The following is a 21639-nucleotide window of genomic DNA, read 5'->3' as shown; positions in this document are numbered from 1 at the left end:
TCAGGACCGCGCCTCCGCCTGCTCCTGGAGGAGGCCGGCGATCCGGTTCAGGTCGTTGAGTACGTCGAAGAAGGTGTTGATGTTCGGGGTGGAAGCGCCGTTCACGGCCAGGTAGAAGGTGTGCAGCCGGCCGTGGCCCGCGGCGAGGTAGCCGCCGAGGGTCTCGCCGCCGACGGCGAGCCGGTCGTTGACCGCGTCGTAGCCGATGACGGAGCCGGGCTTGGCCCACACCTTGCCCTTGCCCGGGCAGGTCGGACAGCCGTCGCAGGCACTGGCGAGTGAGCCGTCCACGCCGAGGATCGGCAGCGCCTCCCGGAACCGGTCGGCGTCGGCGGTGCCCTGCCAGTAGTGCAGGATCTCGTTCTCCACGTCAGGGGTGACCCGGTCGACGGGGTTGCCGCCGCGGCCGTCCAGCAACTGCACCTTGGTCGGGTCGATCCCGGCGCCGGCCAGGAAGTCCCTGAGGACGGGGAAGCCGTCCGCGCACTGGTGGCTGCCGGTGGTGACGGCCATCAGGCAGATGCCGAGGTTGGCGCCGAGGTTGTGGCTGACCTTGAGGATCAGCCGGGCGTACTGCTCGTAGACCGGGGAGACGTACGCGGCGACGCGCTGGGTGCCGTCGTAGGAGTCGGGCAGCAGGTCCGTCGGGTTGGGGCCGGTGGGCGCGGCGGTGACGGTGACGCCGGCGCGGGCGAGCGCCTCGATCAGAGCGGTGCGGCCGAAGGCGTTCGGGTCCTGCACGTGGGAGACCCGCAGGGTCGGCGGCGCGTCGGCCGCGATGGTGCCGGACAGGGTGATGTGCGTGCCGTCCGGGGAGGCGGAGACCGCGATGTCGGTGGTACCGCCGGCCTCGACCGTCCGCACGGTCGACTCCACCTGGTACGGCGCGACCTGCGGCCGCCAGCTGAGCTGGGCGGGCTGTCCGGGGGTGGTGGCGGTGGACAGCAGGTCGATCAGGTTGTCGTTGACGATCAGCGGGGTCGGGGTGGGGTCCAGCCCGGGATCGGGGGCGAAGAGCCGGGGGTCGATCGCGACGTCCCCGTGCACCTCGGTGATGCCGGATGTACGCACCTGCCGGGCGATCGAGTCGAGCCCGGCGAGCGGGTCCTCGGGGGTGAGTGTCGCGCCGGGGACGTCGTCGGCGTAGGTGTGGTCGATCGGGGTGAAGTCGACCGAGCCGTCCGGCTTCGTCCGGCCGCCCATGGTGAGGTCGCCCTGCGCCACCAGGGCCAGCGACCCGTCCAGAACCGACCCGGAGCGGTTGCCGATGGCCTGGACGGGGGTGGTGAACCGGTGGTCGCCGCCGAGCGTGTGCCAGGTGCCCGAGACGCTGACCAGCTTGGCCGTCGAGCCGGGGATGAAGAACTGGTTCGGGAACCGCGAGTGGATCACCTCCCCGGTCGTGTCGTCGATCTCCAGCAGCCCCCACTGCGCATGCTCGTACGCCGGCTTGCCCATGATCGCGAGGATGTCGGGGCTGAGACCGCCGTCCTGCGCGGGCGCCGCGCTCGCGGGGCCGACCGTCACCACCATGGCCGCCACCGTCGTGACGGTGGCGGCCATGGCACGCCAAGTCCGCGCAAACGTTCTCGATCTCATCAACCCACCTCTTCCGGGCGCACACCAGCCGCCCTGACGGCCATTCAGCCCGGGAGGAATACCGCCCCGCCGTGCCTCCCGAACCCACGCGCAGGCCGTTCACCTGCATGCTTCACCCGTCCGGGTTCTTCGGGGGCCGCCGGTCTCAGGAGACGTGGCCGGACAGGGCCGGCGGGTGCCGGTCGTAGGTCGCGCCCACGCGGCCGAGCAGGACACGGCCGGGGAGCAGGCCGCCGAGGGCGAGGGTGGCGTCGCGGACCAAAGAGGAGCGGGTGCGGCAGGCCGATACCGGTTGCGAAAAAGGGTGATATGCGGTTGTCAGTCCCTATCCTGACGCCCGGGGTCAAGGAAACCACCGGACTCGAGGGCCCGTCGGCTGCGCTCAGCCCGCCCGGTGCGCGGCCGCGGCGGCCGCGAAGGAGGCGGCGAGCTGCGGTGATCCTGCCCAGTGCAGGTGCAGATACGAAGCGTGAACGTTGTCGGGGGTGCGGCCGGCGAAGCCCTCGGTGCGCGGACCGGCCGGCAGCCGCCAGCCCCAGGCCGGCCGTTCGCCCGCCGCGGGCTCGCAGACCGTGCGGTGGAACTCGTGCCCGCGTACCCGGGTGCCGGCCGGCGCCAGCGGCGAGTCGTGGAGTGCGACGGCCTCCCGGTAGCCGAGGGTCAGCCGTTCGGTCATCCGGGCCGCCGTGTCCAGCACGCCGCACATCGGCAGGCCGTCCAACTCCCGCCCGAGGTAGAGCAGTCCGGCGCACTCGGCGGCGATCGGCGCACCCGAGGCGGCGAACGCGGCGATCGCTGTGCGCAGTTGGGTGTTCGCGCTCAGCTCCCGGACGTACAGCTCGGGGAAGCCGCCGCCGATCACCAGACCGGCCGTGCCTTCGGGCAGCCCGTCGGCGTGCAGCGGGTCGAACGGGACCACCTCGGCGCCCGCCGCGGTGAGCAGCTCGGCGTTCTCCGCGTACGAGAAGGAGAACGCGGCGCCGCCGGCCACCGCGATCCGGGGCGTGCCGGCGACCGGCGTGACCTCGGCGGTGGCGTCCCAGGGGGCGGCGTCCAGCGGGGGAGCGGTCCGGGCCAGCGCCAGCACCGCGTCCAGGTCCACCGAGGCGGCGATCAGCCCGCCCATGTCGGCCACCGCCTTCAGGGCCTCCGCCGAGCGCTCCACGGCCGGGATCAGGCCGAGGTGGCGGGACGGCGTGGCGACCGCCGCCGAGCGGCGCACCGCGCCCAGCACGGGTACGCCGGAGCCCTCCTCCAGCGCCTCGCGGAGCAGCAGCTCGTGCCGGTCGGAGGCGACCCGGTTGAGGATCACCCCGGCGAGCCGGACCTCCGGGTCCCAGGAGGCGAAGCCGTGCACCAGCGCGGCCACCGAGCGGGACTGCGAGGAGGCGTCCACCACCAGCACCACGGGTGCCCGCAGCAGCTTGGCCACGTGGGCGGTGGACGCCAGCTCGCCGCGCCCGGACGCGCCGTCGAACAGCCCCATCACGCCCTCGACCACCGCCACGTCCGCGCCGGCCGCGCCGTGCAGGAAGAGCGGCGCGACCCGCTCCGGCCCGCACATGAACGCGTCCAGGTTGCGGCCCGGCCGGCCGGCGGCCAGCGCGTGGTAGCCCGGGTCGATGTAGTCCGGGCCCACCTTGTGCGGGGAGACCGCCAGCCCGCGCGCGGCGAGCGCGGCGATCAGACCGGTGGCGACGGTGGTCTTGCCGGAGCCGGAGGACGGCGCGGCGACGACGAGACGGGGGATGGTGTTCAACGGCCTACCACTCTCAACGGGCTGCCACTCTCGACGGCAGGCCACTCTCGACGGCCTGCCATACTCAACGGCAGGCCACTCTCAACGGGCTACCACTCGATACCGCGCTGGCCCTTGCGGCCGGCGTCCATGGGGTGCCTGACCTTGGTCATCTCGGTGACCAGGTCGGCGAAGTCGGTCAGCGCCTCGGGGGCGTACCGGCCGGTGATGACGACGTGCTGGCTGCCGGGGCGGTCCTTGAGCACGGACACCACCTCGTCCGGGTCGATCCAGCCCCAGTGCATCGGGTAGGTGAACTCGTCCAGCACGTAGAAGCGGTAGGTCTCGGCGGCGAGGTCGCGCTTGACCTGCTCCCAGCCCTCCTTGGCGGCCGCCTCGCTGTCCGTCTCCATCTCGCTGGAGCGCTGGATCCAGGACCAGCCGGAGCCCATCTTGTGCCAGTCGACCGTGCCGCCCTCGCCGGAGGCGCCGAGCACGCGCAACGCGTTCTCCTCGCCGACCTTCCACTTGGCGGACTTCACGAACTGGAAGACCCCGACCGGCCAGCCCTGGTTCCAGGCCCGCAGCGCCATGCCGAACGCGGCGGTGGACTTGCCCTTGCCGGGGCCTGTGTGCACGGCCGTGATCGGCAGCGTGCGGCGCTGACGGGTCGTCAGGCCGTCCTCGGGAACGCTCTCGGGAACACCCTTGGGCATCGGGATCAGGCCGCCTTTCGTATCGCGTGGGTGGAGCGGTTCTCACGGACGAGCGAGGCCACGCCCTCGGCGCGCAGCTCGTCCAGGGTCACGGCGGAGGCGCCGAGTTGCGCCGCCAGCGTACGGGCCAGGCCGAGCCGCACCGGCCCGGACTCACAGTCCAGCACCACGCTCGCCACGCCGTGCGCGGCCAGCAGTCCGGCCGCCCGCCGCGACTGCGCGACGGCGTCCCGGGCGCCGGTGGCCCGGCCGTCGGTCACCACGACCAGCAGCGGACGGCGGTGCGGGTCGCGCATCCGCTCGACCCGCAGCACCTCGTGGGCGCGCAGCAGTCCGGCCGCCAGCGGGGTCCGGCCGCCGGTGGGCAGCGACTCCAGCCGGGCCGCGCCGACCTCGACGGACGAGGTCGGCGGCAGCGCCAGCTCGGCGGACGCGCCGCGGAAGGTGATCATGCCGATCTTGTCGCGGCGCTGGTAGGCGTCCATCAGCAGCGAGAGCACGGCGCCCTTGACGGCGGTCATCCGCTGCCGGGCCGCCATCGAGCCGGAGGCGTCCACCACGAAGAGCACCAGGTTGGACTCCCGGCCCTGGCGGACCTGTTCGCGGAAGTCGTCCTTCTGCAGCAGCAGCGCCCGGGACGCCCGCCCGCGCGCCACCTGGTGCGGCGCGGCGGCTTGCAGGGTGGCGCTCAGGTGCAGCCGGGCCAGCCGGCCCTGCGGGCGGCGGGCGCGGATGGTGTGGCCGCCGTCGGTCTCCGCGGGGGAGCGGCGGCCCTGGGCGCCCTTCCCGGTGCCGTCCACCCTGAACAGCTTCGTGCGGTACGGGTCGCCGGCCGCCACCGGGGCGGACTCCCGCGCGGGGGCGGGGTGCTGGGCCGGCACCGGCTGCTGCTCGGGGGCGTCCTGGGGTGCGTCGGGGGCGGGGGCGGGGGCGTCGGCGCCCGCGGGGGCCTCGGGCCCGGCCGGCTCGGGTGCGCCGCCGCCGCCGTTGTCGGGGCCGCCGCCGTCCGGGCCGGGTCCGTCGTCCTCGGGGCCCTCCGGCCGTGGGTCGTCCGGTCGCGGGTCCTCGGGCTGGGGGTCCTGGGGCTGCGGCTCCTCGGGCTGGGCGTGCTCCTCCAGCGTCCGGTCCAGCTGCTCCTCGTCCAGCCCCGGCGCGTCGAAGGGGTTGCGCCGGCGGCGGTGCGGCAGTGCCAGCTGGGCGGCCTTGCGGACGTCCTCCTCCAGCACCTCCGTGCGCCCGGCCCAGGCGGCCAGCGCGACGGCGGTGCGCGCCATCACGATGTCCGCGCGCAGCCCGTCCACCTCGAACGCGGCACAGACGGCGGTGATCTGACGGAGCGCCACATCGGTCAGCTCGACCTTCGGCAGCAACTCCCGTGCCACGGTGATGTGCTCGGCGAGTGCCCGCTCGTCCTCGGCGAACCGCGCGGCGAACCCGGCCGGGTCGGCGTCGTACGCCAGCCGGCGGCGGACCACCTCGGCGCGCTCGGCCGGCTCCCGGGTGGCAGCGATCTCGACGGTCAGGCCGAACCGGTCGAGCAGCTGCGGCCGCAGCTCACCCTCCTCCGGGTTCATCGTCCCGACCAGCAGGAACCGCGCCGCGTGCCGCACCGAGACGCCCTCGCGCTCGACGTACGAGCGGCCCATCGCGGCTGCGTCCAGCAGCAGGTCCACCACGTGGTCCTGGAGCAGGTTGACCTCGTCGATGTAGAGCACGCCGCGGTGCGCCTGGGCCAGCAGCCCCGGCTCGTACGCCTTGACGCCCTCGGCGAGCGCCCGCTCCAGGTCGAGCGAGCCGACGATCCGGTCCTCGGAGACGCCGACCGGCAACTCGACCAGCCGGGCCGGGCGTTCGGACGCCGGCAGGCCGCCGTGCGCGCCGTCCGGGCAGTGCGGGTCCGGTGCGGCCGGGTCGCAGGCGAAGCGGCAGCCGTCGACGGTGGCGATGGACGGCAGCAGGCCGGCCAGCGCGCGCACCATGGTCGACTTGGCGGTGCCCTTCTCGCCGCGCACCAGCACGCCGCCGACGGCCGGGGAGACCGCGTTGAGCAGCAGCCCGAGCCGCAGGTCGGCCATACCGACGATCGCGGTGAAGGGGTAGCGGACGTCACTCATGATTCTCCAAGGGGGCCCCGGGCGGCAGGAACGGCAGCGAACCCGCGGCCGGCACCCCGCCCTCGATCAGCTTCCACAGCGCGTCGGTGTCCGCGTGCTCCTCGATCAGGTCGCCCAGCCGGTCGAGCCGGGCCTCTCTCGCCTCGGCGAACGAGACGTCCGGCGCGGGCACGAACGCCCGGCCCGACAACCCGGCCACCTCGCGCAGCAGTTCGCGCCGGAACCCGTCGTTCTCCAGCGCACCGTGCCACGTCGTGCCCCAGACCGCCCCCACCCGGCAGCCGTCCAGGAACGGTGTGCCGCCCTCGACGGACACCACCCCGTGGTGGATCTCGTACCCCTCGACCCGCTGCCCGTACGCCTCACCGGCCGGCCGGCCGAGCACCTTCTCGGCGCCGAAGCGGACGCGCGTGGGCAGCAGCCCGAGGCCGTCGACGGCGCCGGACTTGGACTCGACCTCGTCCACGATGGTGCGCGCCAGCATCTGGTAGCCGCCGCAGACCCCGAGGACCGGCAGCCCGGCCGCCGCCCGCGCCTTGAGCGCCGGCTCCAGGCCGCGCTCGCGCAGCCAGGCCAGGTCGGCGACGGTGGCGCGGGTGCCGGGCAGCACGACCAGGTCGGCGTCGGCCAGCTCCTCGGGCCGGGCGGCCCAGCGGACCAGGACGCCCGGCTCCTGGGCCAGCGCGTCCAGGTCGGTGAAGTTGGAGAGCCGGGGGAAGCGCACCACGGCCACCCGCAGCACGTCCGCGCCGAGCGGCCCGCGGCCGGCGGTCCGGTCGACCACGGTCGACAGGTCGAGCGAGTCCTCGGCGTCCAGCCAGAGGTCCGGCAGCATCGGCAGGGTGCCCAGCACCGGGCGGCCGGTCAGCTCGCGCAGCATCTCCAGGCCGGGCGCGAGCAGCCGCGCGTCGCCCCGGAACTTGTTGACGAACCAGCCGGCCACGTGCCGCTGGTCCTCGGCCGAGAGCAGCGCCAGCGTCCCGTACATCGCGGCGAACACGCCGCCGCGGTCGATGTCGCCGACCACCACGACCGGCAGCCCGGCGGCGGTGGCCAGGCCCATGTTGGCGATGTCGCGGTCCCGCAGGTTGATCTCGGCGGGCGAGCCGGCGCCCTCGCAGACCACCACGTCGTAGCGGCGGCGCAGGTCGGCCAGGCACTCCAGGGCGCGCTCCAGCAGGACGGGCTTGCGTTCGCGGTAGTCCAGCGCGCCCACCTCGGCGACCGGGCGGCCGAGCAGCACCACCTGGCTGCGGCCGTCCGCGCCCGGCTTGAGGAGCACCGGGTTCATCGCCGCCTCGGGCTCCACCTTGGCCGCCTGGGCCTGCATCGCCTGGGCGCGGCCGATCTCGGCGCCGTCGGCGGTGACGAAGGAGTTCAGCGACATGTTCTGCGCCTTGAACGGCGCCACGGCGACACCCTGCCGGGCCAGCCAGCGGCAGATGCCCGCGGTGACCACGCTCTTGCCCGCGTCCGAGGTCGTTCCGGCGACCAGAAGCGCGTTGCTCATGCGTTCCCCCTCCTTCTCGTGAAAGCCCGGATCACCAGGTGCCCGGCCACGGTCGTACCCAGTGCCAGCGCGCCCACCCTGCGGGAGAGCCGGCAGGCGCGCTCGATGTCGTCCACCGTCACCGGCCGCAGCTCCTCGCCCAGCACCGGCCGGTGCTCGATGCGCTCGCCGTAGCGCAGGGTGCCCCCGAGCCGGACGCCGACCGCTCCGGCGAAGGCCGACTCGGCCTGGCCCGCGTTGGGGCTCGGGTGCGCGGAGCCGTCCCGCCGCCAGACCCGCCAGGCGGTCCGGGGCTCGGGCGCGGCGGCCACCGTGAGCAGGGCGGTCAGCCGGGCGCCCGGCCAGCCCGCCACGTCGTCCAGCCGCGCCGAGGCCCAGCCGAACCGGGCGTGCCGCGGCGAACGGTGGCCGACCATCGCGTCCAGGGTGTTGACGGCCCGGAACGCCAGCAGCCCGGGCGTGCCCGCGACCGTGCCCCAGACCAGCGCGTTCACCACGGCGTCGGCGGTGTTCTCGGCGACCGACTCGACCACCGCGCGGGCGATCTGCTGTCCGTCCAGCGCACTCGGGTCGCGCCCGCACAGGTGCGGCAGCCGCGCGCGGGCCGCCGTCAGATCGCCCGCGGCCAGCGAGCGGCCGATGGTCCGGGCCTCACGGGTCAGCGAGGTGCCGCCGAGCACCGTCCAGGTCGCGGCGGCGGCCAGTGCGGCCCGGCCCAGCGGCCGGCGGCCGAGGACGCGCTCGGCGGCCACCGCGCCGGCGGCGACGGTGCCCACGCAGAGCGCGGTGTAGGCGGCGCCGGCGGCCCGGTGGTCGCGCCAGAGCCGCTTCTCCAGCCGGCCGGCCGCGCTGCCGAAGACGGCCACCGGGTGGCCGCGGCGCGGGTCGGCGAACCGGGCGTCGGCGAGATACCCCGCGACGGCGCCCAGCGCGAAGGCGGCGGCGCGGGTCAGCGGGCGCACGGCGGACAGCAGAGGGCTCGGAGGGGCGGGGCAGCCTGCATGGCGTGCATGTCCTCACTCAGGGTCCGCGCCCTGGATCGACGTACCGGGGGCGAGAGTCTCCTGGCTTCCGGGTCGAACGCACTTCCGGGCCTTCCAGCGGCTTCTGACGGCCCGCCGTGGCATCGTCCGGACGTGCTCCCCGGTGACAGTGGCGGGACCGCGCCGGACTCTCACCGGCTTCCTCTGCATGCCTCCGTATTGGCTGAAGGATCCCATCACGGGGCCGAACCGCGAGTCAACCAAGGTCACGGAGGGTTTGGTCACACGGTCTCCCCGTTTCCCGCCCCGTTCCCGTCCCCGTCGCTACCTCCGATCGCCACCCCCCGCAGGGGCATGACAGCCTGTGCGATCGTCCAGCGGCCTGTAGGCCCCTACAGTCGCGCTTCGTGCGTTCGGCGGCTGGGGCGGTCCGACCGCCGACCCCTACCGTCGGGCCATGCGACGAAGACAGCCCCCCGCCGTGCCCCCGGTGCCCTTCTCGCCCGCGGCCGCCCGCGCGCATCGCGCCGGCCTCGGCCTGACCCCCGAGCGGGTGGCCGAGGGCATGGCCGCGCACGGGGTGCGGCTGCTGCCCGCCCATGTGCTCGGCTGGGAGAGCGGCGAGCTGCGCCCGACCGAGGAGGAGTTCATCGCGCTGGCCCGCGCCCTCTGGTGCCCGCCCGCCCAGCTGATGGGGGTCCTCCCGGCCGGGCTGAGGGACTTCCGGGTCGCCCGCGAGCTCAACCAGGAGCACGCGGCCCGCAGGATCGGCATGGCCCTGCACCACTACCGGCGGGCCGAGGCCACCGGCGTCTGGGACGGCGACCAGGAGCAGACGTACGCACTCGCCCGGGTGCTCGGCCTGACCCTGCGCGAACTGGTCGCCGTGACGGGCCGTCGGGAGGAGCTCGACCAGCGGCTGCGGCAGTGCGTGGACGGCCGCTGGCAGGCGCACGTCAGGGCGATCGGCCGGATCGTGCCGGTGCACGAGGGCGACCTCGCCGCCGTGCTGACGGTGCTGCAGAACGAGAACCAGGTTTCCTCCCACTGGGGCGCCGGCAGCTGGGGCCCCCCGGTTCCGGTGGCGCGGAGCGAGCAGCCGGAGCAGCCGCTCGGCGAGCGGTTCTGGGAGCTGCTCGGGCGGCTGGGGACCGAGATCCCGGTCTGAGGGGCTCTCTCGCCCGCGCATGCGCACGCGGTCCCGCCCGCGCATGCGAGCGCCGTCCCGGCACGGGCCCGGCATGACCCGGACGGCCGTGCCCGGTGGCCGGGCGCCGCCCCCGCGAGTGGACTGGTGGGTACAGTGCCCAGTCCACGACCAACAGAGCGGGGAGCGATATGCGTTGGGGAACCGCAGCCGCCGTGGCGGCCGCCGCCGTCGGTGCCGGGGCCGTCGTGCTGGTCATCGGCCGAAGGGCCTCCGAGCGAATGGTCCGCCCGTCGGAGGCCCGGGGGCGGGCCGCCGGCCCCGTCCTGGTCCAGGCCCTCGCCCCCGGGCGCGTCACCTTCACCCGCAGCCCGGAGAGCACCCGCCCTGGCCGCTGGGCCGTCGAGTGGGGCGACAACGGGCACGCCGTGGTCGACGAGATCCTGCACAGCGACGAGCGGGGCGTCACCCGGCGGCTGGCCCGCGCGGACCGCGGCACCCTGACGCCCGGCACCGCGGTCCGCTTCACCCCCCGCGTCCACCTCGGCGACCCGACCGGCGCCCTCGGCCTGCCGTTCACCGAGACCACCGCGGCGGGCGAGCTGGGCGCCTTCCCGGCCTGGTACGTCGACGGCAGGCGCGGCACCTGGGTCGTGCTGATCCACGGCGCCGGCGCCGACCGGCAGCAGACCCTCCCGGTGCTTCCGCTGCTGGACCGGCTCGGTCTGCCCGCCCTGGCCGTCACCTACCGCGGGGACGCGGGCGCGCCCGCCTCCCCGGACGGCCTCGGCCACTTCGGCGAGACCGAGTGGCGGGACGTCGAGGCGGCCGTGCGGCTCGCCCTGGACAGTGGCGCCGGGCGGATCATCCTCTACGGCTGGTCGGTCGGCGCCACCATCGCCCTGCAGACCGCCGCCCGGTCCGCCTGGGCCTCCTCGATCAGCGGCCTGATCCTGGACTCGCCCGTCCTCGACCTGCCCGCCACCGCCCGCCGGGGCGCCGCCCGGGCCGGCTTCCGCGGCGCCGCCGCCGAGCTGGGCGCCCTCGCGGCAGAGGGCCGCACCGGCGTCGACCTGGCCGACTTCGCGCGAATCGCGGACGGTACCGACCTGCGGGTGCCCACCCTCGTCCTGCACGGCCCGGACGATCCGGTGGCGCCCTGGCAGGCCGCCGCCCGGCTCGCCGGCCGCCGCTCCGACGTGGTCGGACTCCAGCCCGTCCCCGGCGGCGACCACGCGGCCCTCTGGAACGCCGACCCGGCCCGCTACGAGGAGCACCTCCGCCGCTGGCTCACGCCGCTCCTCTGATCCCTGGTGGCGCCCCCGGCGGCGCCCCGGCGGCCGAGCTGGGCCGCCGGGGCGCCGTGCCGCCTTCACCGGCCGTCTCCGTGGCCTCCTCGCCCCCTTTTCTTCCTCCTCCCGCCCGTCACGGCGCTTGCATGACGTGCCCACGCCACACAGATCCGGCCAGGCGGTTTGGCCTCTGTTGCCCGATCTTGTGGACCCCCCCGCGCCCGCCTCCCGGTGCCCGTGGCGAACCGGATGTGACAGAAGGCCGGTACAAGGGGAAGACTGCACGACGTGACGTCTCGGAACCCGCGCGACCGTGATGCCCCGCTCCCGCCGACGATCGGTTCCGGTGCGACGGTTACCCGTCTCCCCGGAACGGCCCACCACCCCGCCGGCGCCCGGCCGGGCGGCCCCGGCGTACCCCGCCGACGAGGCCCCGCACCCGCTCCCGGCCGTGGCCGGGTCCCGGTGCCCGAGGGCTTCCCCGCTCCCGCCGAGCTCGCGCCGCTGGCCCGGCGGATGCTGGTCGACGCCGTCCGGATCGCCCGCTGGGCCGGTGAGCTCGCCGAGGTCGACAAGCGTGGCGAGCTGCTCCCCGAGGACGCCCGCGCGGCCGGCCGCGCGCTGGCCATGACGGTCGGCGCCGCCGCCAACGCGTGGGGCCAGGCCCTGCTGGTCGGCCTGGTCGAGGCCCGGGACGGCGGCGCAGCCCCCGGCTGGCGCCTGCACGCCTGGGAGTACGACGACGAGGCCGTGGTCCGCGGCTGGTCGGCGTTGTTCGACGCCTGGACACTGCTCGCCCCGGTGCCGCCGGCCGCCCTGCGCGGCGTCTTCGCGGTGCTCGCCGGGCAGGCCGTCGACCAGGCGCCGCAGCTGCTCTCCTTCCTGCACCTGGTGGCCGGCCCGGTCGCCGACAGCGAGCTGCTGGAGCTGCTGCGCCGCGGCCTGGACGAGCGCCGGGTCGGCGGCGGCACCGGGGCGCTGGGCCTGTCGCCCGTGCCGCACGCCGCGTCCGCCGTCTCGGCCGTCCGCGGCACCTGCCGCGAGCCGCAGATCGACACCCCGGCCGCCACCGCCGACGTCGCCGCCGTCCTGGACTGGATGCTGGACGGCCTGGCCGCCGTCGGCGCGGTGGTCCGCAAGGACGAGGCGGCCGAGCTGTCCCCGCTGGGGCACTGGGCGGTGCGGGCCAAGCTGGAGGAGATCTGCACCGTCGCGCAGACCGCCGCCGGCCACATCGAGCAGAGCGCCTTCGAGCTGCTCAACGCCTGCGCCGACTACTCGCCGGGCCCGGCCCGCGCCGAGTTCCGCGCCTGGGTGGCCGCCCGCCCGGCCGACCGCGCCGTGGCCGAGCTGCTGGACGCCGCGCAGGGTGACGACGCCCTGGTGCGCGGCCTCGCCTTCGAGGCGCTGCGGGTGGCCGGTTCCACCGCCGAGCAGGCCGTGCGGGCCGCCGTGGACGAGCCGGTGCTGCGCCCGTACGCGCTGCTCTGGCTGGCCGAGCAGTCGGACGAGGGCGTGGCCCCGGCGGACGTGCTGGGGGCGGAGGACGCCGCCTGGCTCTGGGTGGACACCGCCGCGGCCGTACTGGACCACGGGGAGACCGAGCTGCTGGTGGGCCATGTCGAGGGCGCCTCGGCCGGTGACCCGGTCCGGCTGTTCGCCCGCGCCCGGCAGTCCGGGCACCCCCGGGCGGCCTCGGTGCTGACCGCCGTCTCCGGGGTCCACCCGGACCCGGCCGTGGCCCGCGCGGCCCGCCGTTCGGCCTTCAGCGTCCACCGCGGCGGCGCCTGAGCCGCGGGAACGGCCGCGTCGCCCGGACGACACCGGACACGACGAAGGGCCCGGATCCGTTCACCGGATCCGGGCCCTTCGCCGTGCGTGTCGTGATCAGTCGAGCCGCGACTCGGCGCGGCGCGCCCGCACGTCCCCGACCTTCTGGCCGACCTTGCGCCGGATGACCAGCAGCGGGGCCATCGCGGCCAGCGTGATCTGGCCGTAGGCGCCGATGTGCAGCAGGTAGTCGCCGCCCTTGAGGCCGGTCGCCCAGGCCGCGAGGCAGCCGATCGAGAGGACGATCCAGCAGAGCGTGGCGGTGGCCAGCAGCCCCTGCGGCTTCGGGTACTCGATCCGGCTCATCATCAGGTACGCGGTGCCCGCGATGGCCAGCAGGCCGGGCAGGAACGGCGGGTCGAGCAGCACGATGGCGATCACCGTCATGGCGCCCATCGGGCAGGGCATGCCCTGGAACACCCCCGGCCGCATCTTCACGGCCGAGAAGCGGGCCAGCCGCAGCACCACGGACAGCAGCACCGTGAGCGCGATCAGGGCCGAGAGCCGGCTGTCGGAGCCCGGCGAGACCATGCCCCAGACCGCGACGAAGTAGGCCGGCGCGATGCCGAAGCTGATCAGGTCGGCCAGGTTGTCGAGTTCGGCCCCGAGGGCCGAGGAGCGCAGCTTGCGCGCCACCAGCCCGTCGAAGAGGTCGCACATCGAACCGATCAGCAGCAGCGTCACCGCGGTGGCGGCGCTGTGCTTGTCCGGCGCGGCGTCCGGGTTGGTGATGTGCGGGACCAGGACCCCGGTGGTGATCGAGTAGATCGCCAGGAAGCCGCAGACGGCGTTCCCCAGGGTCAGGAAGTCGGCGGTGGACAGGTGCTGCGGAGAGCGCGGAGCACGCAGCTCGCGGTCGCGCGCCCAGCGGCGGCGGCGCAGGGCCGTCTCCTCGTCGTCCAGACCGACGATCGTCTCAGGTTCAGTCACGGTCAAGGCGCGTCACCCCGGCTGTGGTCTTCTGGCCGACCTCGACGCCGACCTCGACGCCGGCCGGCAGGTAGGTGTCGACCCGGGAGCCGAAGCGGATCAGACCGATCCGATCGCCCTGCTCGACCTTGGTACCGGCGTCCACGTACGGCACGATCCGGCGGGCCACGGCCCCCGCGATCTGCACCATCTCGATGTCGCCGAGTTCGGTGTCGAAGTGCCAGACGACCCGCTCGTTCTGGTCGCTGTCCTTGTTGAACGCGGGCACGAAGCCACCGGCGACGTGCTCGACGGACGTCACCGTGCCGGGCAGGGGCGCCCGGTTGACGTGGACGTTGAGCGGGCTCATGAAGATCGCGACCCGGGTGCGGCCGTCCGGCCAGGCGTCGATGCTCTGCACCACGCCGTCGGCGGGCGAGATCACCGTGCCGGTGCCGATCTCACGCTCGGGGTCGCGGAAGAACCACAGCATGCCCGCGCCGAGCGCACAGGCAGGAACAGCCGCCAGGGCCCACTTGCCACTGCGCCGGGTGAGGGCGGTGGTCACGGCGGCCGTGGCGAGGGTGGGGACGAACCAGGGGGTGGCTCCGCGCGCGATGGTCACGCGGGGTCGCCGGCCGGCCGTCGTGGCTGCGAGGGCATCGCGGTCCGTGACGGAGGTGTGAGGGGACGGGCTGATGGGCATCGAAGACCTTTGTCGCGGGGGATCATGGCCGCTGGACGGGGGCCACCGCGGGGATCGAGTAATAGAGGGACGGCTGCTGTCCCGGTGGATGCTATCGGGAGCACACGGTGGGTGGGCAACCCGCCTGCTCGTTCATGTGTCCTGCGTGAGGCGTCGTCGCGCCTCCTTGGTATACGACCGTAGCTCGACCCGCTCCGGTTCCCAAGGGTCCGCACGGGGCGGGTGACTCTTGTCTCAACGGGTGGGCCGGCGGAACCGGGCGCGGCGTGGCGCCGTACCCCGGGTGGGGGGTGGTGCCGCCGTCCGGCGGGGCGGGTGAGGGTGCGCCGAAGCGGCCGCAAGGCGCGTGACAGCAGCTGTACGCCCTGCGGCCGCTTCGGGAGCCGTGCCGGACCCCAGGCGGACCAGGCCGGGGCCGTGGTGGGCACGGCGGGGTGCCGGGACGGGCCCGCACGCCCGTCGTCCGGCCGTCAACGGGCCGTTCTCCCGACCCTCGGCGCGTCGCCGCACCCGGGGGCCGGGTCACCGTCGGTCACTCCGCGATGCGGTACTCCTCCAGCAGGCGGCGGCCGACGATCATCTTCTGGATCTCCGCAGTACCTTCACCGATGAGCAGCATCGGGGCCTCGCGGTAGAGGCGCTCGATCTCGTACTCCTTGGAGAAGCCGTAGCCGCCGTGGATGCGGAAGGCGTCCTCGACGACCTCCTTGCAGTACTCGGAGGCGAGGTACTTGGCCATGCCGGCCTCGAGGTCGTTGCGCTCGCCGCCGTCCTTCTTGCGGGCGGCCATCACCATCATCTGGTGGGCGGCCTCGACCTTGGTGGCCATCTCGGCGAGCTTGAACTGGATCGCCTGGTGCTCGGCGATCTTCTTGCCGAAGGTGGAGCGCTGCTGGGCGTAGGAGATGCCCAGCTCGAAGGCGCGGCGGGCGACGCCGCAGCCGCGGGCGGCCACGTTGACGCGGCCGACCTCGACGCCGTCCATCATCTGGTAGAAGCCCTTGCCCGGGACGCCGCCGAGGACGCGGTCGGCCGGGATGCGGACGTCCTGGAGCACCAGCTCGGTGGTGTCGACGCCCTTGTAGCCCATCTTCTCGATCTTCCCGGGCACGGTGAGGCCGGGGACGGCCGGGTTCGGGCCGAAGCCCGCCGTCTTCTCGATCAGGAAGGTGGTCATGTTCTTGTACGGGGAGCTGCCGCCCTCGTCGGTCTTGCAGAGCACCGCGACCAGGGTGGACGTGCCGCCGTTGGTCAGCCACATCTTCTGGCCGTTGAGGACGTAGAAGTCCCCGTCCTTGACGCCCTTGGTGGAGATGGCCGAAACGTCGGAGCCGAGGCCGGGCTCGGACATCGAGAAGGCGCCGCGGATCTCGCCGGCCGCCATTTTCGGCAGGAAGTAGTCCTTCTGCTCCTGGGTGCCGTGCGCGTTGATCATGTGCGCCACGATGAAGTGCGTGTTGACGATGCCCGAGACGGACATCCAGCCGCGGGCGATCTCCTCCACCACCAGGGCGTAGGTGAGCAGCGACTCGCCGAGGCCGCCGTACTCCTCGGGGATGGTGAGCCCGAAGAGGCCGAGCTGCTTCATGCCCTCGACGATGGCGGTGGGGTACTCGTCCTTGTGCTCCAGCTCGGTCGCGACCGGAATGATCTCCTTGTCGACGAAATCCCGCACGGTGGCGAGGATGTCCCGCTGGATCTCGGTGAGGCCGTCGGTCTGTGCGAGGCGTCCCATCGTGCGGCTCCTGTGGCGAAGAGAGAAGGGGTGTCGCGCGGCGCTCCCTCGAAAGGGTGGCGGCGGGCGACGGGAGGGTGGGGGAGAGCAAAAAAGCGGGGGGGGGGGATTGCCGGGGGCCCTGCCGGCGTGGCTGCGGCAGCAGGGCCCCCGTTCCGGGTGGGGATCGGCCGATGACGGCGGCCTACCCGTCCGGGGTCCAGGAGCTCCGAGGTTCCGGGAGCTCCGGGGTCCGTGGGTCTCCCGGGCTCAGGAGAGGGGAGTGGGACGGCCGGGCTGCTCGCCGCCGCGCTCCTTGATGTACGTCTCGGTCGGCACCATCACCTTGCGGCGGAAGATGCAGACGACCGTGCCGTCCTGCTTGTACCCCTTGGTCTCGACGTAGACGATGCCGCGGTCGTCCTTGGACTTGGACGGCCACTTGTCGAGCACGGTCGTCTCGCCGTAGATGGTGTCGCCGTGGAAGGTCGGCGCGATGTGCCGCAGCGACTCGATCTCCAGGTTGGCGATCGCCTTGCCGGAGACGTCCGGGACGGACATGCCGAGCAGCAGCGAGTAGATGTAGTTGCCCACCACGACGTTCTTGCCGAAGTCCGTCGTCTTCTCCGCATAGTTGGTGTCCATGTGGAGCGGGTGGTGGTTCATGGTGAGCAGACAGAAGAGGTGGTCGTCGTACTCGGTGACCGTCTTGCCGGGCCAGTGCTTGTAGACCGCGCCGACCTCGAACTCCTCGTAGGTGCGTCCGAACTGCATCTCAGTGGTCCTTAGGGGGTCAGGCCTGCGGGGGCTCGAACTTGGAGGTGCGCTGGAAGCCGGCGGCGCGGCCCTTGCCCGCGATGACCAGGGCCATCTTGCGGCTGGCCTCGTCGATCATCTCGTCGCCGAGCATCGCGGAGCCCTTGGCGCCGCCCGCCTCGGAGGTGCACCAGTCGTAGGCGTCGAGGATCAGCTCGGCGTGGTCGTAGTCCTCCTGCGAGGGCGAGAAGATCTCGTTCGCGGCGGCGACCTGGTCCGGGTGGAGCACCCACTTGCCGTCGAAGCCGAGCGCGGCGGCGCGGCCGGCCACCTCGCGGTAGCCCTCCTGGTTGCGGATCTGCAGGTAGGGGCCGTCGATGGCCTGCAGGTCGTTGGCGCGGGCGGCCATCAGGATGCGCATCAGGATGTAGTGGTAGGCGTCGGCCGGGTAGCCCGCCGGCTGCTCGCCGACCACCAGGGACTTCATGTTGATCGAGGCCATGAAGTCGGCCGGGCCGAAGATGATGGTCTCCAGGCGCGGGGAGGCCTCGGCGATCGCGTCGACGTTGATCAGGCCCTTGGCGTTCTCGATCTGCGCCTCGATGCCGATCTTGCCGACCTCGAAGCCCATGGTCTTCTCGATCTGGGTGAGCAGCAGGTCCAGCGCCTTGACCTGCTCGGCGTCCTGGACCTTCGGCAGCATGATGCAGTCGAGGTTCGGGCCGGCGCCCTCGACGACCGTGATCACGTCGCGGTACGTCCAGTGGGTGGTCCAGTCGTTGACCCGGACGACCTTGGTCTTCTTGCCCCAGTCGCCGTTGTTCAGCGCGTCGACGATGTTGTGCCGGGCGCTCTCCTTCACCAGGGGGGCGCAGGCGTCCTCCAGGTCGAGGAAGACCTGGTCGGCCGGGAGGCCCTGGGCCTTCTCCAGGAAGCGCGGGTTGGAGCCCGGCACGGCGAGGCAGGAGCGGCGGGGGCGCAGGCGGTTGACGTTAGCCATGAGGGGTGGTCGGTTCCTTCCGGGATCAGCTGCTGGACGCGGCGGGGGTCGGCGTCCACGGCTGGAGCCTGTTGGCCAGCCGGATCTCGTCCACGATCCGGCCGATGATGGTCGTGATGCCGAAGTCCTTCGGGGTGAACACGGCGGCGACGCCGGCGGCCTTGAGGGCCTCGCCGTCCGCTGCCGGGATGATGCCACCCACGATCACCGGGACATCCTCCACCCCGGCCCGGCGCAGCCGGTGCAGGACGTCGGGCACGAGCTCGGAGTGGGCGCCCGAGAGGATCGACAGGCCGACGCAGTGCACGTCCTCCGCGACGGCTGCGGAGACGATCTGCTCGGGCGTCAGCCGGATGCCCTGGTAGACCACCTCGAACCCGGCGTCGCGGGCCCGGACGGCGATCTGCTCGGCGCCGTTGGAGTGCCCGTCCAGTCCGGGCTTGCCGACCAGCAGGCGCAGCTTGCCGCTGCCCAGCTCGGCGGCGGTCGCGGCGACCGCCGCACGGACGGCGGCCAGCTCGCCGCCGGGCTCGGCCGCCACGGCGACCGGGGCGCCGCCGACGCCGGTGGGCGCGCGGTACTCGCCGAAGACCTCGCGCAGGGCGAAGGACCACTCGCCGGTGGTGACCCCGGCGCGGGCGCAGGCGAGCGTCGCGGTCATCAGGTTGGCGTCGGTGGCGGCGACGGCCTTGAGCTCCTCCAGCGCGCGCAGCGCCGCGCTCTCGTCGCGCTGCTCGCGCCACTTCTCCAGGGAGGCGAGCACGGACTGCTCGGAGGCCGGGTCGACCACCATGATCGCGGTGTCGAGGTCGGCCGTGAGCGGGCTCTCCTCGGTGGTGTCGAAGCAGTTGACCCCGATGATCTTGTCCTCGCCGGACTCGATCCGGGCCCGGCGGGCGGCGTGCGAGGAGACCAGGTTGGACTTCAGGTAGCCGGACTCGACGGCGGGGATGACCCCGCCCATCTCCAGCACCTTGGCGATCTCGGCCTCGGCGCCGGCCAGCAGCGCGGCGGTCTTGGCCTCGATCACCTCGGAGCCGTTGAAGATGTCCCCGTACTCCAGCAGGTCGGACTCGTAGGCGAGCACCTGCTGGATGCGCAGCGACCACTGCTGGTCCCACGGCCGCGGCAGGCCGAGCGCCTCGTTCCAGGCGGGCAGCTGGACGGCCCGGGCGCGGGCGTCCTTGGAGAGCGTGACGGCGAGCATCTCCAGCACGATCCGCTGGACGTTGTTCTCCGGCTGCGCCTCGGTCAGGCCCAGCGAGTTGACCTGGACGCCGTAGCGGAACCGGCGCTGCTTCGGGTCCTGGATGCCGTACCGCTCCAGCGTGACCTTCTCCCAGAGCTGGGCGAAGGCGCGCATCTTGCACATCTCCTCGACGAAACGCACGCCGGCGTTGACGAAGAAGGAGATCCGGGCGACCACCTCGCCCATCCGCTCCGCCGGCACCTGGCCGGAGTCGCGGACGGCGTCCAGCACCGAGATGGCGGTGCACATCGCGTAGGCGATCTCCTGGACCGGGGTGGCCCCGGCCTCCTGGAGGTGGTAGCTGCAGATGTTGATCGGGTTCCACTTGGGGATGCTGCCGACCGTGTAGGCGATCATGTCGGTGATCAGGCGCACCGAGGGCCCGGGCGGGAAGACGTGCGTCCCGCGCGAGAGGTACTCCTTGACGATGTCGTTCTGGGTGGTGCCGGTGAGCTTGGCGATGTCGGCGCCCTGCTCCTCGGCGACCACCTGGTAGAGCGCCAGCAGCCACATCGCGGTGGCGTTGATCGTCATCGAGGTGTTGGTCTGCTCGAGCGGGATGCCGTCGAACAGGGTGCGCATGTCGCCGACGTGGCCCACCGGCACGCCGACCCGGCCGACCTCGCCGCGGGCGAGGATGTGGTCGGAGTCGTAGCCGGTCTGGGTCGGCAGGTCGAAGGCCACGGAGAGGCCGGTCTGGCCCTTCGCGAGGTTCCGCCGGTACAGCGCGTTGGAGTCGCTCGCGGTCGAGTGCCCCGCGTACGTGCGCATCAGCCAGGGCCGGTCACGCTTCTGATCGGTCATCGGATCGCCCTTAGATGTCGCGGAAGCGGTTGATGGCCGGCAGGTGCTTCTCGCGCAGCTCGGCGTTCCGGACGCCCAGGCCCTCGGCGGGGGACAGGCAGAGCACGCCGACCTTGCCCTGGTGCTTGTTGTGGTGGACGTCCAGCGCGGCCTGGCCGGTCTGGTCGAGGCTGTAGACCTTGGAGACCGTCGGGTGGATCTTGCCCTTGGCCACCAGGCGGTTGGCCTCCCAGGCCTCGCGGTAGTTGGCGAAGTGCGAGCCGACGATCTTCTTCAGCGACATCCACAGGTAGCGGTTGTCGTACTGGTGCATGTAGCCGGAGGTCGAGGCGCAGGTGACGATGGTGCCGCCCTTGCGGGTGACGTAGACCGAGGCGCCGAAGGTCTCGCGGCCGGGGTGCTCGAAGACGATGTCGACGTCCTCGCCACCGGTCAGCTCGCGGATCCGGCCGCCCAGGCGCTTCCACTCGCGCGGGTCCTGGGTGTTCTCGTCCTTCCAGAACTTGTAGCCCTCGGCGGAGCGGTCGATGATCGCCTCGGCGCCCATCGCCCGGCAGATCTCGGCCTTCTGGTCGTTGGAGACCACGCAGATCGGGGTGGCGCCGCCGGCCAGCGCGTACTGGGTGGCGTACGAGCCGAGGCCGCCGCTGGCACCCCAGATCAGGACGTTGTCGCCCTGCTTCATGCCCGCGCCGTTCTGCGAGACCAGCTGGCGGTAGGCGGTGGAGTTGACCAGGCCGGGGGAGGCGGCCTCCTCCCACGTCAGGTGGGCGGGCTTGGGCATCAGCTGGTTGGTCTTCACCAGGGCCAGCTGGGCCAGGCCGCCGAAGTTGGTCTCGAAGCCCCAGATCCGCTGCTCCGGGTCCATCATCGTGTCGTTGTGGCCGTCCGAGGACTCCAGCTCGACGGAGAGGCAGTGGGCGACCACCTCGTCGCCCGGCTTCCAGGCGTTGACCCCGGCGCCGGTGCGCAGCACCACGCCCGCGAGGTCCGAGCCGACCACGTGGTACGGCAGGTCGTGGCGCTTGGTCAGCGGCGAGAGCCGGCCGTAGCGCTCAAGGAAGCCGAAGGTGGAGACCGGCTCGAAGATCGAGCTCCACACGGTGTTGTAGTTCACCGCGCTCGCCATGACGGCGACCAGCGCCTCACCGGGGCCCAGCTCGGGCAGGGCGACATCGTCGAGGTGAAGGGACTTGCGCGGGTCCTTGTCGCGGCTGTCGAGGCCCGCGAACATCTGCTCGTCGTCCTTGTGGAGCGTGACGGCTCGGTAGGACTCGGGGAGCTTGATCGCGGCGTAGTCCTCCGACGTGGCGTTGTCGCTGAGGATCGCGTCGAGGATTTCCTGCATGGCTGCCTCCGAAGGCGTACCTGTGTGAGGGGCACAGGGCGTCTGGGGGAGCCGGGAGCGGACACCGGCTTCGCTGAAATGGGTGGTGGGTGGTGTGGCTGGTGGGCCTGGTGTGCTGGGCACAGCTCCCGGGGTGTGGGAGCGCCTGACACGGCGCGCCGAGGTGGGGAGCCGCGGCGCCGCGGACTGGTGGGTAACAAGGTAGTGGCACCCTGTGCCACTCG

At 73.3% G+C, this 21639-nt stretch carries 16 protein-coding genes and 1 riboswitch; of the genes, 3 read left to right on the top strand and 13 right to left on the bottom strand.

The genetic code is table 11. From position 1 onward, the window contains the following. The 6 genes from OG286_RS12085 to OG286_RS12060 all read right to left on the bottom strand — a co-directional run bounded on the left by OG286_RS12085 (nucleotide 1) and on the right by OG286_RS12060 (nucleotide 8639). Nucleotides 1–1563: a D-alanyl-D-alanine carboxypeptidase/D-alanyl-D-alanine-endopeptidase gene (locus tag OG286_RS12085; RefSeq protein WP_405361667.1), complete on the bottom strand. Its 1563-nt coding sequence runs from the start codon at nucleotides 1561–1563 to the stop codon at nucleotides 1–3. Nucleotides 1564–1981: 418 nt separating this feature from the next. Beyond that, entirely contained in the window at nucleotides 1982–3358 is a 1377-nt protein-coding gene (locus tag OG286_RS12080; RefSeq protein WP_405361669.1) for a cobyrinate a,c-diamide synthase, read from the bottom strand. Between the two features lie 89 nt (nucleotides 3359–3447). Then, nucleotides 3448–4053, bottom strand: coding sequence for a cob(I)yrinic acid a,c-diamide adenosyltransferase (cobO, locus tag OG286_RS12075; RefSeq protein WP_396324216.1), 606 nt, complete (start codon nucleotides 4051–4053; stop codon nucleotides 3448–3450). Between the two features lie 5 nt (nucleotides 4054–4058). Beyond that, nucleotides 4059–6167: a putative cobaltochelatase gene (locus OG286_RS12070; RefSeq protein ID WP_405365198.1), complete on the bottom strand. Its 2109-nt coding sequence runs from the start codon at nucleotides 6165–6167 to the stop codon at nucleotides 4059–4061. Next, nucleotides 6160–7677, bottom strand: coding sequence for a cobyric acid synthase (locus OG286_RS12065; protein WP_396324214.1), 1518 nt, complete (start codon nucleotides 7675–7677; stop codon nucleotides 6160–6162). The genes OG286_RS12070 and OG286_RS12065 overlap by 8 nt, the downstream gene beginning before the upstream one ends. Further along, nucleotides 7674–8639, bottom strand: coding sequence for a cobalamin biosynthesis protein (locus OG286_RS12060; protein ID WP_396324213.1), 966 nt, complete (start codon nucleotides 8637–8639; stop codon nucleotides 7674–7676). Before OG286_RS12060 ends, OG286_RS12065 begins: the two co-directional genes overlap by 4 nt. Before the next feature lie 95 nt (nucleotides 8640–8734). Further along, nucleotides 8735–8866: riboswitch (cobalamin riboswitch) on the bottom strand. Nucleotides 8867–9117: 251 nt separating this feature from the next. Between OG286_RS12060 and OG286_RS12055 the strand changes: the two genes are divergently transcribed. The 3 genes from OG286_RS12055 to OG286_RS12045 all read left to right on the top strand — a co-directional run bounded on the left by OG286_RS12055 (nucleotide 9118) and on the right by OG286_RS12045 (nucleotide 12890). Beyond that, on the top strand, nucleotides 9118–9828 hold the full coding sequence (locus OG286_RS12055) for a helix-turn-helix domain-containing protein (RefSeq protein ID WP_405361673.1): 711 nt from the start codon (nucleotides 9118–9120) through the stop codon (nucleotides 9826–9828). Nucleotides 9829–9998: 170 nt separating this feature from the next. Then, entirely contained in the window at nucleotides 9999–11114 is a 1116-nt protein-coding gene (locus tag OG286_RS12050; protein ID WP_405361675.1) for an alpha/beta hydrolase, read from the top strand. Nucleotides 11115–11564: 450 nt separating this feature from the next. Further along, entirely contained in the window at nucleotides 11565–12890 is a 1326-nt protein-coding gene (locus OG286_RS12045; protein ID WP_405361677.1) for a hypothetical protein, read from the top strand. A gap of 96 nt (nucleotides 12891–12986) precedes the next feature. On the opposite strand, the gene OG286_RS12040 is transcribed toward OG286_RS12045, so the two are convergent. The 7 genes from OG286_RS12040 to ccrA all read right to left on the bottom strand — a co-directional run bounded on the left by OG286_RS12040 (nucleotide 12987) and on the right by ccrA (nucleotide 21415). After that, a complete protein-coding gene (locus tag OG286_RS12040) occupies nucleotides 12987–13865 on the bottom strand; it encodes a phosphatidylcholine/phosphatidylserine synthase (protein WP_374105984.1) in 879 nt (292 codons plus the stop codon). After that, entirely contained in the window at nucleotides 13852–14544 is a 693-nt protein-coding gene (locus tag OG286_RS12035) for a phosphatidylserine decarboxylase (RefSeq protein ID WP_396324209.1), read from the bottom strand. Before OG286_RS12035 ends, OG286_RS12040 begins: the two co-directional genes overlap by 14 nt. Before the next feature lie 532 nt (nucleotides 14545–15076). Next, on the bottom strand, nucleotides 15077–16279 hold the full coding sequence (locus OG286_RS12030; protein ID WP_396324208.1) for an acyl-CoA dehydrogenase family protein: 1203 nt from the start codon (nucleotides 16277–16279) through the stop codon (nucleotides 15077–15079). A 249-nt stretch (nucleotides 16280–16528) separates the two neighbouring features. Next, nucleotides 16529–17032: a MaoC family dehydratase gene (locus tag OG286_RS12025; RefSeq protein ID WP_030059972.1), complete on the bottom strand. Its 504-nt coding sequence runs from the start codon at nucleotides 17030–17032 to the stop codon at nucleotides 16529–16531. A gap of 19 nt (nucleotides 17033–17051) precedes the next feature. Then, nucleotides 17052–18014, bottom strand: a complete 963-nt coding sequence (locus OG286_RS12020; RefSeq protein WP_396324207.1) for an HpcH/HpaI aldolase/citrate lyase family protein — start codon at nucleotides 18012–18014, stop codon at nucleotides 17052–17054. 25 nt (nucleotides 18015–18039) lie between these two features. Beyond that, on the bottom strand, nucleotides 18040–20067 hold the full coding sequence (locus OG286_RS12015) for a protein meaA (RefSeq protein ID WP_396324206.1): 2028 nt from the start codon (nucleotides 20065–20067) through the stop codon (nucleotides 18040–18042). A 10-nt stretch (nucleotides 20068–20077) separates the two neighbouring features. Beyond that, nucleotides 20078–21415: a crotonyl-CoA carboxylase/reductase gene (gene ccrA / locus OG286_RS12010; protein WP_405361681.1), complete on the bottom strand. Its 1338-nt coding sequence runs from the start codon at nucleotides 21413–21415 to the stop codon at nucleotides 20078–20080. Between the last annotated feature and the right edge of the window lie 224 nt (nucleotides 21416–21639).

The sequence above is a fragment of the Kitasatospora sp. NBC_00039 genome (assembly GCF_045160625.1).
In the GTDB taxonomy this organism is placed as follows: domain Bacteria; phylum Actinomycetota; class Actinomycetes; order Streptomycetales; family Streptomycetaceae; genus Kitasatospora.
The sequence above is the reverse complement of the archived record's forward strand: the minus strand, read 5'-3'. Positions and strand labels throughout refer to the sequence as shown.

Excerpts from the sequence above, each read along its gene's own strand:
- OG286_RS12065 (WP_396324214.1), bottom strand. The coding sequence starts at position 7,677 with ATGAGCAACGCGCTTCTGGTCGCCGGAACGACCTCGGACGCGGGCAAG.
- OG286_RS12015 (WP_396324206.1), bottom strand. The coding sequence starts at position 20,067 with ATGACCGATCAGAAGCGTGACCGGCCCTGGCTGATGCGCACGTACGCG.
- OG286_RS12035 (WP_396324209.1), bottom strand. The coding sequence starts at position 14,544 with ATGCCCATCAGCCCGTCCCCTCACACCTCCGTCACGGACCGCGATGCC.
- OG286_RS12025 (WP_030059972.1), bottom strand. The coding sequence starts at position 17,032 with ATGCAGTTCGGACGCACCTACGAGGAGTTCGAGGTCGGCGCGGTCTAC.
- cobO (WP_396324216.1), bottom strand. The coding sequence starts at position 4,053 with ATGCCCAAGGGTGTTCCCGAGAGCGTTCCCGAGGACGGCCTGACGACC.
- OG286_RS12020 (WP_396324207.1), bottom strand. The coding sequence starts at position 18,014 with ATGGCTAACGTCAACCGCCTGCGCCCCCGCCGCTCCTGCCTCGCCGTG.
- OG286_RS12050 (WP_405361675.1), top strand. The coding sequence starts at position 9,999 with ATGCGTTGGGGAACCGCAGCCGCCGTGGCGGCCGCCGCCGTCGGTGCC.
- OG286_RS12030 (WP_396324208.1), bottom strand. The coding sequence starts at position 16,279 with ATGGGACGCCTCGCACAGACCGACGGCCTCACCGAGATCCAGCGGGAC.
- OG286_RS12085 (WP_405361667.1), bottom strand. The coding sequence starts at position 1,563 with ATGGCCGCCACCGTCACGACGGTGGCGGCCATGGTGGTGACGGTCGGC.
- ccrA (WP_405361681.1), bottom strand. The coding sequence starts at position 21,415 with ATGCAGGAAATCCTCGACGCGATCCTCAGCGACAACGCCACGTCGGAG.
- OG286_RS12055 (WP_405361673.1), top strand. The coding sequence starts at position 9,118 with ATGCGACGAAGACAGCCCCCCGCCGTGCCCCCGGTGCCCTTCTCGCCC.
- OG286_RS12070 (WP_405365198.1), bottom strand. The coding sequence starts at position 6,167 with ATGAGTGACGTCCGCTACCCCTTCACCGCGATCGTCGGTATGGCCGAC.